Below are 11,893 nucleotides of genomic sequence, written 5' to 3' on the forward strand. Positions count from 1 at the left end.
GGCGACGAAGATGATCAAGCGTAAAGAGCTGGACGAGGGATTGGCGCTTCTGAGACAGAAGCTGATTGAGATGGGGAACCGCGTCGAATTGGGACTGGCCAGCGCGATGAAGGCGCTCGAGGAAGTGGATGTCGATGCGGCACGAATCATTATTGCGGAGGACATTAAGCTTAATCAGCTGGAAGAGAGCATTGACGAGATCGGCGCTCGTATGATTGCTACGCAGCAACCGGTGGCGAAGGATTTGCGACGCGTTCTGATCGCCTTCAAGATGGCTGCTGATCTGGAGCGAATGGGCGATCTTACCGTCGATATCGCGAAGGTCGTTGTACGTCTTGAAGGACAGACGCTCATGAAGCCTTTGGTTGATCTGCCCCGTATGGCTGAGATTGCCGGTCAAATGATCCGCGAATCGATCCAATCCTACGTACAGGAAAATGTGAATCTCGCCTGCAAGATGGCAAAGGACGACGATCAAGTGGATGCACTGTTCGCGGAAGTTATCCGTGATTTGTTCGCCGTCATGATTGAGAATCCGAAGACCATCTCGCAAGGCAGCTTGATCAGCTTCGTAGGCCGCTATATTGAGCGGATCGCCGATCATGCCACGAATATCGGCGAAAGCGTTGTATTTCTCGTGACAGGCAAACGTCCGGATTTAAATATGTAAATCTGTAATAGTTTGGTAAAACCGGTGCTGCGCATAAGGCGTGGCAGCGGTTTTTTTACGTGCAGTTAACAATAGGACAATACTTCCATCACACTTTATTCCTACAATGGTACATAAGGGATAGTCAAAAAGACTCACGCCTAAGAGGGATTCATATGAACGAAATCAGCTATGGATTATTAGACAAAACAATGCTGCATCGTTTACAGGAAAATTGGCATCAGGGTGGCATTGGTGTGATTGCCTTGCAGCTGCTTCAGGGTACTCCTGTCTCGGTTGCCTTGGTTTTGGATGAATGGGTGATGGAACAGGATGGGCTTATTTGGCACAGTACGATGGGGGACGACCGGTTTTATTTCTTAGCTTGCGGCTTGGAGGCACCAAAGGAGCTGGAGTTAAGGCTTCAAGTCGGGATCAATGAGTTGAAGATGAAATTATGTAAAGCCTTCGAGGCAAACCGGATCGTGAATATGAAAGAGCTGGATGGGAAACCGGATTTTGCAGTAGGACATGCTGTTTCTTATCCTTCAGCGGTGAACGGCCGCTCCATTGAAGCTAGTATGTATGAAGCCATTAAGGAAGCCTACGAGATGGTGATCCGCTTCAGGTCGGGGGAGCGGGATGAGCAGCAGGAGCAGGAGCAGGAGCAACAGCAACAGCAGGAAACTTACTTTAGCAGTATCCCATCGTATGTGACGATCGGGTCATTAGCTAAGTCGGTGCCTATATTTGCGCCGGGTTCGCTCGTTTCCGACCTTTCTCGGATGTTCGAATCCAATCCTCATATTCAAGGTGCGGTTGTTGTGCAAGAAGGCCGGCCGATCGGGCTTGTGATGAAAGAAAATATGAATCAGCTGCTGGCAGGGCAGTTTGGTCTGCCGCTCTATTGGAATAGAGCGATTGCCAGAATTATGGACAAGGAAGCGCTTGTAGTGGATGCAGAGCTGCCTGTGGAGCAAGTTGTGCAACTTGCAATGGCAAGGGATATCTCCCGTCTCTATCATCTTGTCCTTATTACGCGCGGCGACAAATTTGTTGGGGCAGCTTCGGTGCGCTCGATTCTGGAGTGCATGACACAGCTGCGAACCGAGGAAGCGCGGACTGCGAACCCGCTTACGGGACTGCCGGGCAATGCGTCTATTCAGCGCGAAATGCAGCGACGGATCGATGCGGGCAGACCGTTCACGATTATTTATGCGGATTTGGATTATTTCAAATGGTTTAACGATTGCTTCGGGTTCAGCCAAGGGGATGCGCTGATTCGGTTTCTCGCGTCCGTACTTCAAGAGGTTGCGCAGGTTGGCGGGAAACGGGATGATTTTATCGGCCATATCGGCGGGGATGATTTCATCATGCTGACTGATCGATTGGAGTCGGAGAAGCTGTGTCGTCTGCTGCTTGCAAGGTTCGATAGCGGCGTTAAATCTTATTATGGGACTGCTCATGTACCGAGCGTTGTTGACCGGAGCGGGGTGGCGGTGCAGCAAGAGGGCGTCACGTTATCGTTGTCGCTTCTCAGCTGGAATGGGGCCATTCCATTAACTACAGCAATAATTTCACAAGCGGCAGCGCGGGTAAAGAAGCAGGCGAAAAGGATTCGCGGCAGTGCCTATGTTGCCAGCGATGTATTCGGAGAGCAGCTGGGAGAGGGAATGACGTGACAGTAACTAGAGAAACCAATCAGATGGGCATTATATATTTTGCTTGGCAGGGCAAAGCGATCGAGCTAGAAGACGTAAAGGTGAAGCTGGATGCAAAGTGGCGGTGTTTCGCCGAACAAGTCATGACGGAGCAAGATTCGGTCAGTACAACCGGACTTTCGAAGCTATGGCTGCTCGATGATCTGTTCGTATGCCTTTCTCTCCCTCCTACGCGGTTCGGTTCACCGGAAGAGGAACTGCTAACGATAGGCAGCAGATTGAAGCTCGACTGGGAAGAGCGGTTTATGGCCGCTGAGTTCGGCGGTGCGATTCCGGAGCTAAAGCTCCATGCAGGTGTTTCCTTCTTGAATGGCGGCATCGTGTCAGAGGAGGAGCGGCTGTATGATGGCATTAAACGCGCGATTATCCACGGACAGCCAACCGGCGCGACGGAGCGCAGCTTGAAGCGCAGAGCGCTGGAGCAAATTCTCATGGAGCGGCTCATTCATCCGGTCTATCAGCCGATTATCTCGCTGCAATGCGGGACCGAGGCTGCATACGGATATGAGGCGCTTTCTCGCTTACCCGATAAACGCTGGTTTGACGGACCGCTGCAGCTGTTTGATTTTGCCTCCGAGGAGGGGTTGACTTACTCATTAGATCTACTGGCTCGGGAGCGTGCAATCGAAGGAAGTGCAGGATTGTCTGCCGGGCAGAAGCTATTCATCAATATTACCGCTAAGATTATGAATGACCCCTCCTTCACAACAGGGCGCACCATGCTGCTGCTGGAGAAGTATGGGCTGTCTCCGCATCATGTTGTGTTCGAAATTACGGAGCGCAGCTCCATTGAGGATTTTGGTGCGGCGAAGAAGATTCTGCAGCATTACCGTACCCAAGGCTATCAGATTGCCATCGACGATGCGGGGGCGGGTTATTCGTCGCTGCAGTCCATCGTAGAGCTGGAGCCGGATTATATCAAGATCGATCGCTCACTTATTCATGGCATCCATCAGGACGGCATGAAGGCCCATTTGGTCCAAACGTTTACGGAGCTGGCTGCCAAAATGGGCATCTCGCTGGTTGCGGAAGGAATCGAGGAAGAGAGCGAGCTTCAATATATCAAGTCCATTGGCGTTCACTACGCGCAAGGGTACCTGCTTGGCAGACCGCAGCCTTCTATTGCATAACCTAATGATGGGAATGGGGGAGTATCGCGTAAAATGAGCTTCATTCGTCCCCAACTGGCCACCAAAATAATTCTAACGAACCAGAGAGGTCTTATTTAAAGGTTTTGAGGTGGTTTGGAGCCGCTCTACCTCAAATAAGACCTATGGAGTTCGTTAGATTCTAGGAGCCGAGAGTTTGAGCGAAATAAGACCTGTACGGTTCGTTAGATAATGGCGGAATAGGGATTCGAAAATGTTAGAGGGTGGCATAGGGGAAACCTTATGCCACCTTTTAATTTAGTGGAGCCATCGCAGCATTCTCTGCCGAGGCAGAATGATGACGACAAACTTGGTTTCGCACAGCAATCTGTGCCGAGGCAGAATGATGATTTGAAACTTGGTTTCACACAGCAATCTGCCTGGGAAAGTGTGTTCGCTTTATGCTATGATAAGCACTAGGAATAATAAGGTGAGGTGTGCTTGTCGGATGGATAAATGGGTATTGATTGATGGTAACAGTATCATTTATAGAGCATTCTTCGCGATGCCGCCGCTTACGAATTCGTCGGGGCTGCATACGAATGCGGTGTACGGTTTTACAACTATGCTGCTCAAACTGCTGGAGGAAGAGAAGCCGACGCATATGCTGGTTGCCTTCGATGCGGGCAAGATCACGTTCCGTCATGAAGGCTATGCGGAATATAAAGGCGGTCGGGAGAAAACACCGTCCGAGCTGTCAGAGCAATTCCCTGTGCTCAAAGAGCTGCTGCGCTCATTCGGAATTGCGCAATACGAGCTGCCGGGGTATGAGGCCGATGATATTATCGGGACACTCAGCCGATTGGCGGATGAGGGCGGCATTGAAACGGTAGTCGTATCCGGCGACAAGGATATGCTGCAGCTGGCTTCCGATCATGTCACGATTGCGCTCACGCGCAAAGGGGTCACGGACGTAGAGCGCTATAATCCGTCCGGCATCCAAGAACGTTACGGTCTAACGCCGCTGCAAATTATCGACCTTAAGGGTCTGATGGGCGATACATCCGATAATATCCCGGGCATTCCGGGCGTCGGGGAGAAAACGGCGCTGAAGCTGCTGCACGAGTTCGGCAGCGTGGAAGGCGTACTTGCCAATACGAGCGAAATAAAAGGCAAGATGAAGGAAAAGGTTGAAGAGCATCAGGAAAGTGCCATTATGAGCAAGAAGCTCGCTACGATCTATCGCGAAGTGCCGCTTGAGAACAAAGCGGACGAGCTGGTATACAGCGGCTATGATGAAGTCGCGCTTGGGGACATGTTCCGCAAGCTGGAGTTCAAGTCGCTGATTGAGCGGCTGCAGCTTCCGGAAGCGGGAGGTACGGTTGTACTCGCAGAAGCTAACTATGAGGTTGTAACTGCGAGCGAGTTGACAGCCGGAGCGTTGTCGGAGATACTCGCGACCTCAGAGAGCTTCTACATTGAAGCGATTGGCGACAATCCGCATCAAGCCAGATTCATCGGACTTGCTGTGACGAGCGGCGAACGCGTCGTCGTCGTGACTTACGATGAGCTGATGGATGCGAGAATATCGGCTCCTGTGCGCCAATGGCTCCAGGATGAGCAAGCGCCTAAGAAGGGCTACGATCTGCACAAGGCAGAGCTTGTCCTGTCTTGGCTTGGTATTGAACTGTGCGGGACGACCTTCGATGCGCTGCTTGCAGCGTATCTGCTGGATCCAACCGAATCGAGCCAAACGTTAGCGGCGCTCATTCAGCGTCATGGACTGGCAGCCATTCAAACGGATGAATCCGTTTATGGAAAAGGCGCGAAGTTCCAAGTGCCGGCCTCAGAGGTGCTGGCTGCCCATTTGGCTGCCAAAGCAGATGCCGTCCGCAGACTCGTTCCGATGCTGACCGAAGAGCTGGAAACCGGTCACATGAGCAAGCTTTGTTATGAGCTGGAGCAGCCGCTTGCTGTCGTGCTCGCAGGTATGGAGAAGCAGGGCATCAAGGTCAATGCTTCGGTGCTTGAGGATCTTGGCGCAGAGCTGGAGAAGAACATCTCGCAATACATGAGCGATATCTACATGCATGCCGGAATGGAGTTCAACATTAACTCGCCGAAGCAGCTGGGAGAGGTGCTCTTCGAGAAGCTGGGCCTTCCCGCATGGAAGAAAACGAAAACAGGTTATTCGACCGATGCAGAAGTACTGGAGAAGCTCGAGCCTTACCACGAAATCGTGAAGCTCATTCTGCTTTATCGCCAGCTGGCGAAGCTGCAGTCTACTTACGTAGAAGGTCTGCTTAAGGAGATTCGCCGCGACACGGGCAAGGTGCATACCTTCTACCGTCAGACGATCGCTGCAACCGGCCGACTGTCGAGCCAATTCCCGAATCTGCAGAACATTCCGATTCGCTTAGAGGAAGGGCGCCGCATTCGCAAAGCTTTCGTGCCTTCAGAGCCGGGTTGGACGATTCTCGCAGCCGACTATTCGCAGATCGAGCTGCGGGTACTTGCGCATATTTCCGGGGACGAGAAGATGAAGACTGCTTTTATCGAGGATACCGATATTCACACCAAGACGGCGATGGACGTCTTCGGCGTCACTGCGGATCAAGTCGATGCGAATATGCGCCGTCAGGCCAAAGCGGTTAACTTCGGAATCGTGTACGGCATCAGCGACTTTGGTCTATCGAACAACTTAAACATCGCGCGCAAGGATGCAGCGAAGTTTATCGAGCAATATTTTGAAGTGTTCCAAGGGGTTCGGGCTTACATGGACAATATCGTAGCTCAAGCCCGCACGGATGGTTTCGTGACGACGCTGCTTGAGCGCCGCCGCTATTTGCCGGAAATCAAAGCATCGAATTTCAACCTTCGTTCATTCGCTGAACGGACAGCGATGAATACGCCGATTCAAGGTACGGCGGCGGACATCATCAAGCTGGCGATGGTGAACATGGATAAGGAGCTGCGTGATCGCGGTCTCCGCAGCCGCATGCTGCTGCAGGTACACGATGAGCTCGTCTTCGAAGTGCCGGCCGAGGAGCTGGAGCTGATGAAGACACTTGTACCGGAGGTCATGGAGGGTGCGCTGAAGCTGGATGTGCCGCTTAAAGCAGACGTCAGCTTCGGGGATAACTGGTATGAAGCGAAGTAGAAATTTACAACAATAGCATTGAAATCGAGAAAGCTTTAGTACGCTCCCTGCACATTGCCGGCGGGGCGTTCTAGAGCTTTTTCTTCATTACAAATTGGCTATTCTCGGCATTCAATTTAGCATCGTTATCGGCGGACAGAAAGTGCTGCAAGTTGAGGATACGGATGGGCCGTACTTATACGGACAAGTCGGATTCTCAAGTTTATTTGGCAGTCATACTCACTATAAGCAGTTTTCGGTGCGGGGCTTATAGGGAAGAAGGCTTTTGGCTAGGAGATTTGGCCTTGCTGAGGTATAATGAGGTCTGAACCATGGCTTGGGAGGGAACGATGTAATGCCGGAACTACCGGAGGTTGAAACCGTTCGGCGAACGCTGAACGAGTTAATTAAGGGGAAGCGGATCGAGCGGGTAACCGTGTCGCTTCCGCGTATTATACAACGACCGCATGAGCCGGAGATCTTCGCTGCTGCACTTGCGGGTCATACCATCGAGTCCATAGAGCGCCGCGGGAAATTTCTGCGCATTCTGCTAGATGGCCTTGTGCTGGTCTCCCATCTTCGTATGGAAGGCCGTTACGGTGTCTATGAAGCAGATGAACCCGTGGAACTTCACACGCATGTTCGTTTTCATTTCGAAGACGGTACGGAGCTGCGCTATAAAGACGTACGCCAATTCGGCACGATGCATCTGTTTGCGCCGGGTGAAGATTTAACCCTTCCCCCACTGAACAAGCTGGGCATCGAACCGCTTGATGAGGGATTTACGCTGCAGGCTTTCAAGAAGGAAGTGGCTCATCGTACGACCAAGATCAAGCCGCTCCTGCTGAACCAGGAATATATCGTTGGGCTGGGCAATATTTATGTGGACGAGGCGCTCTTCACGGCCGGCATTCACCCCGAGCGGACAGCGGATTCCATCAAGCCGGCCGAGTGGACGAAGCTTCATGAAGCGATTCGAGCGACATTATCGCGTGCGGTAGATGCAGGCGGATCATCGATTAAGTCCTATGTGAACGGCCAAGGTGAAATGGGGATGTTCCAGCATGAGCTGCTCATCTACGGCCGCAAGAACGAGCCTTGCCGCAAATGCGGTGCAAGCATAGATAAGACCGTCGTTGGCGGCAGAGGCACGCATATATGCCTCAAATGTCAGCCGCTTCCGAAGAAGCGGGGCAACGGTGAGGTAGTCAAGCCATTGTCTAAATAAGGAACGACTCTGGGCGGCATGCATATGATGTACCATTCATGTTTTCTAGGCGAGTGCACAGAACCTGCGCTATCGTCATCATGGGAGGGACATCAAGTTGCTCATTCATGCTGCATCATTGCTGCTGCTTGCTTTTGCCGTTAGCTTGGATGGATTCGGCGTTGGCGTTACGTACGGACTTCGGCGCATCCGAATTCCGGTGCCATCGATTGCCATTATCGCCTTTTGTTCCGGATTAGTTGTTTGGCTGTCCATGCAAATTGGTGCGCTGTTTACCGGTTATATGTCGCCGGATGTGGCCAAATGGATTGGTGCAATCCTGCTGATGCTGATTGGCGTATGGGCGCTCATCCAGTATTGGAAGCGCAGAACGGAAGGGGACTCGGAGGCGGATTCCGAGGAATCCACTGCAACTGCCTCCGGATCATCCGCCTCCGCTGAGAATAATGGTCCCGGCGCTGTTATGGCGGCAGGCAACATTCGGATGGCGGCATCCACGATCGTGATCCTGGAATTGAAGCGATTAGGCATTGTGATTCAAATCCTGCGGACGCCGCAAATGGCGGACGTGGATCGATCCGGTATTATTTCGGCATCAGAGGCCGTGCTTCTCGGATTCGCATTGTCGCTCGACAGCTTCGGAGCGGGCCTTGGTGCAGCGATGGTTGGTTTCAATCCACTATTGACTGCGGTGGTCATTTCCGGGGCGAGCGGGGTCTTCCTGCTTGCGGGTATGCGGCTAGGTTTCCGATTCGCAGCTTGGCGCGGCATGCGTGCATTGTCGGTGCTGCCTGGTATTATGCTGATTGTAATGGGCGCTATGCGTTTAATGTAGGTGAAGGACAGAACTTGAGGTGAACGTAGTGATACTGGGATTAACCGGCGGCATCGCTTGTGGAAAAAGCACCGTCAGCGCCATGCTTGTATCGCATGGCGCCAAGCTAATCGATGCCGACCAGGTTGCCAGGGAGGTCGTACTCCCCGGCGAGCCTGCGCTGGCAGCGATTGTTGCTGAATTCGGACAAGCGGTCTTGAACGAAGATGGCACGATGAATCGAGCTGAGGTCGGCAAGCTGGTATTCGGCAATCGCGAACGGTTGACGAAGCTCGAAGGCATTCTGCATCCTGCGATTCGAGGACGAATGTGGGAGCGAATCAACGCCTATGCGGCGGAAGATTCGAATCAGTTAATTGTAGCGGATATCCCTTTATTATATGAAACCGGACAAGCATCGCTGTATGAGGCTGTGATGGTCGTATATGTACCGAAGGAGATTCAGATCGAACGGCTGATGCAGCGTAATTCGCTGACGAGGGAACAGGCTGAGGAGCGCACGGCGCTGCAGATGGATATTGAAGAGAAACGACGGCTTGCGGATATCGTCATTGACAACAGTGGAACGATAGCCGAAACGGCGCAGCAAGTGGAACAGTTTTGGCGTGGGCAGGGATTGCAGCTATGACGATGAGAAAACTTCGAAGAAGAGTCATTCTAATTATTACGTTAGCTTTTGTCGTACTGCTGTTTGTTCGTTCGGAGTGGATGAGCCACTGGATGTATCCTGTCCACTTCCGGGAGGATATCGTAATCAGTGCGGATAATTATAAGCTTGAACCACATTTGGTGGCCGCCATCATTAGAGTAGAAACCAATTATAAGACTGGGGTTGTATCGCGTAAAGGCGCTATAGGCGTTATGCAGCTGATGCCGGACACAGCAAACTGGATTATTCAGAAGGGCGGCTTTGGCAAAATATCAACCGAAGCGATCTCCAATCGAGCAGATGTAAGCATTGAAATCGGGGCTTGGTATTTGAATGCATTAAATCAACAGTTCGATGGCAATATGTATACTGTGATCGCTGCATACAATGCAGGCCCCGGCAACGTGAGAAGGTGGCTTGCGGACGGAACTTGGGACGGTAAGCTGGAAACGGTGGATCAGGTGCCTTTCGGGGAAACAAGGCACTATATACAGCGGGTCATTTATTATTATAATAAGTACAAGACCCTTTATCCGGACTTATTGGAAAGCAACAAATAACTTTGGCCGGCCGCCCACAGGCAACCAGCCAAAGCTTGGAGATTACAATCTTCGATTATCGACCTGCAAGAGATTGTTCGGCGATTTGCACTAGTTTACGGGTAATACTACCCCCGATAGAACCGGCATCCTTCGTTGTGATGTTACCGTAGTATCCATCGGATGGAAGGGAGATACCCAGCTCTTGTGCGACCTCATATTTCATTTGGTCTAATGCAGCACCTGCTTGTGGTACAACGAGTTGACTGCTACCGTTGTTGGCCATTTGTCGTTCACCTCCTTGCGGTTGGTAACTGTATTATGTGCGTTAGACCATTTTTCATTACAGGTAACGATTGGGAAACGATTAATAACGTGTTATTTCGTATTCACTATGCATGTAGACGGAGGAGCTTTAGACGATGAAATGTCCGTATTGCGATTATGCTGGGACGAAAGTGCTCGATTCCAGACCCGCTAACGAAAATAAATCGATACGCCGTCGCCGTGAATGCGAGAAATGCACGCGGCGGTTCACGACCTTTGAGATGGTGGAAGAAACGCCCTTGATCGTCATCAAGAAAGACGGCAGCCGGGAAGAATTCAGTCGCGACAAAATTTTGCGCGGTCTTATCCGTGCATGCGAGAAACGTCCCGTCTCCGTGGATCAGCTGGAAATTATCGTGTCCGAGGCGGAGAAAGAGCTTCGCACGACGGCACAAGCCGAGGTGGAGAGCCGTGAAATCGGCGAGCTCGTCATGTCACAGCTGTATCCGGTGGACGAAGTGGCTTATGTCCGATTCGCGTCGGTATACCGCCAGTTCAAGGATATTGACATGTTTATGAAGGAATTGAATAGCCTGCTGAACAAGCATCCTTTGAATTAAGATAGCTTGGACGAGCATCGGAAGCCTGCAACCACGATCGTAGTGGTTTGCAGGTTTTTTTATGTCCAATCGGCAGATAGGAGTGTACGACGTTGGTATGATATGGTATGTTCTAAGTAGTAAGTAGTAAGTAGTAAGTAAATTGACGGAGGGGATTTCCGTGAACCGAGAATATGGCCTTACAGAGCAATTTGCTATCGTAGCCTCAGATATCCGGGAACATCGGAAGCATACTTTCAATCGAACCAATTTGGAGGTGTACGTGGTCGGTGCAGCCATTATTGAGCTAATGCTGAATGAGCGTGTTCTTGTGGACGCTAAAGGGTACCTCCGCATAGCCGATCATGCTGTTGACAACTCCTACCTGAATTTCATTCCGCTGGAGGATAGCTTGTCGAATGCTCGCAGGCCTAAGAAATTAAAGGGCTGGATCCATTACTTCTACATGAGGTATAGGCTGCGCCAAACGATGTTTGGGTCCTTGACGAAATCATTGTTTGACGAAGGCGCGCTTGCGATGGAGAAGCGGAAATTCCTCTACATGTTCCCCTATCATCGTTATGTCACCACTCCCGAGCACAAGGATCCCGTTATTCAGCGACTTCGGGCAGAACTGTTGGAGGACGGACCGGTGACCAAAGAAACCGCCATGCTGGCCATGATGATGGAGACCTCGCAGCAGCTAAAGGTTTATTTCTCAGGTTATGAGCAAAGCGAGCTGAAGAGAAAGCTCTCAGAGCTGCATGAAACGCAGCACGAGGAATGGAAGAACATCAAATTGATTCGCAGAGCCCTCGAAGAGATGGAAGCATCCTCATCATAGGTGCGGGTGCTGTTGTGACGTGAGGAGAGAGCCATGTCCAGACGCAGAAGCTTAGAGAAGATTATGTCATCCGAGCTAGTCACGATAAGCGAGCTTGTTCAATTATCCGGCATGCGATACAGCACGCTGAAGTATTATGCAGAGATCGGCTTGCTGCCGTTCGAGCAGTTGGATGTCGGCCTTGTAAGACGATACCCCAGGGAACAGTCGCTGCAGCGGCTTGAGGAAATTGTCTTATGCAAGGAGCGGGACGGGATGACGATTCAGGATATTATAGAACGCTATCGTGTTAGGTAAGGGATAGTGCGGTGCACCCATTAGGGTGCATTTTTATT

12 protein-coding genes are annotated in these 11,893 nt (G+C 51.4%); 11 read left to right on the forward strand and 1 reads right to left on the reverse strand.

What is annotated here, in order from left to right; genetic code table 11:
• The first annotated feature begins 10 nt into the window (after positions 1-10).
• The 8 genes from phoU (at position 11) to AC0YNS_RS14935 (ending at position 9,869) form a co-directional block, all read left to right on the forward strand.
• Positions 11-670, forward strand: coding sequence for a phosphate signaling complex protein PhoU (gene phoU, locus AC0YNS_RS14900; protein ID WP_475781761.1), 660 nt, complete (start codon positions 11-13; stop codon positions 668-670).
• Between the two features lie 155 nt (positions 671-825).
• Positions 826-2,331, forward strand: a complete 1,506-nt coding sequence (locus AC0YNS_RS14905) for a GGDEF domain-containing protein (protein ID WP_475781762.1) — start codon at positions 826-828, stop codon at positions 2,329-2,331.
• The gene (locus tag AC0YNS_RS14910) at positions 2,328-3,500 is read left to right on the forward strand and encodes an EAL domain-containing protein (protein ID WP_475781763.1); all 1,173 of its coding nucleotides are present in this window, start codon (positions 2,328-2,330) and stop codon (positions 3,498-3,500) included. Before AC0YNS_RS14905 ends, AC0YNS_RS14910 begins: the two co-directional genes overlap by 4 nt.
• A gap of 466 nt (positions 3,501-3,966) precedes the next feature.
• The gene (polA, locus tag AC0YNS_RS14915) at positions 3,967-6,618 is read left to right on the forward strand and encodes a DNA polymerase I (RefSeq protein ID WP_475781764.1); all 2,652 of its coding nucleotides are present in this window, start codon (positions 3,967-3,969) and stop codon (positions 6,616-6,618) included.
• A 334-nt stretch (positions 6,619-6,952) separates the two neighbouring features.
• Complete coding sequence (mutM, locus tag AC0YNS_RS14920) at positions 6,953-7,825, forward strand: DNA-formamidopyrimidine glycosylase (protein WP_475781765.1); 873 nt, start codon at positions 6,953-6,955, stop codon at positions 7,823-7,825.
• Between the two features lie 97 nt (positions 7,826-7,922).
• Positions 7,923-8,660, forward strand: a complete 738-nt coding sequence (locus AC0YNS_RS14925) for an MntP/YtaF family protein (RefSeq protein WP_475781766.1) — start codon at positions 7,923-7,925, stop codon at positions 8,658-8,660.
• Positions 8,661-8,688: 28 nt separating this feature from the next.
• The gene (coaE, locus tag AC0YNS_RS14930) at positions 8,689-9,288 is read left to right on the forward strand and encodes a dephospho-CoA kinase (protein ID WP_475781893.1); all 600 of its coding nucleotides are present in this window, start codon (positions 8,689-8,691) and stop codon (positions 9,286-9,288) included.
• The gene (locus tag AC0YNS_RS14935) at positions 9,285-9,869 is read left to right on the forward strand and encodes a lytic transglycosylase domain-containing protein (protein ID WP_475781767.1); all 585 of its coding nucleotides are present in this window, start codon (positions 9,285-9,287) and stop codon (positions 9,867-9,869) included. Before coaE ends, AC0YNS_RS14935 begins: the two co-directional genes overlap by 4 nt.
• 55 nt (positions 9,870-9,924) lie before the next feature.
• Here the strand turns inward: AC0YNS_RS14935 and AC0YNS_RS14940 are convergent, their stop codons facing one another.
• Entirely contained in the window at positions 9,925-10,134 is a 210-nt protein-coding gene (locus tag AC0YNS_RS14940) for an alpha/beta-type small acid-soluble spore protein (RefSeq protein WP_090981608.1), read from the reverse strand.
• 136 nt (positions 10,135-10,270) lie between these two features.
• Here AC0YNS_RS14940 and nrdR point away from each other — a divergent pair, with 136 nt between their 5' ends.
• The 3 genes from nrdR (at position 10,271) to AC0YNS_RS14955 (ending at position 11,855) form a co-directional block, all read left to right on the forward strand.
• On the forward strand, positions 10,271-10,735 hold the full coding sequence (gene nrdR, locus AC0YNS_RS14945) for a transcriptional regulator NrdR (protein WP_091214235.1): 465 nt from the start codon (positions 10,271-10,273) through the stop codon (positions 10,733-10,735).
• Between the two features lie 160 nt (positions 10,736-10,895).
• Positions 10,896-11,558, forward strand: coding sequence for a GOLPH3/VPS74 family protein (locus AC0YNS_RS14950; protein WP_475781768.1), 663 nt, complete (start codon positions 10,896-10,898; stop codon positions 11,556-11,558).
• A gap of 33 nt (positions 11,559-11,591) precedes the next feature.
• Positions 11,592-11,855 carry a MerR family transcriptional regulator gene (locus AC0YNS_RS14955; RefSeq protein ID WP_475781769.1) on the forward strand — a complete coding sequence of 88 codons (264 nt, stop codon included), beginning with the start codon at positions 11,592-11,594 and terminating at the stop codon, positions 11,853-11,855.
• The last annotated feature ends 38 nt before the right edge of the window (positions 11,856-11,893 follow it).

Source organism: Paenibacillus sp. J22FR21, assembly GCF_056269135.1.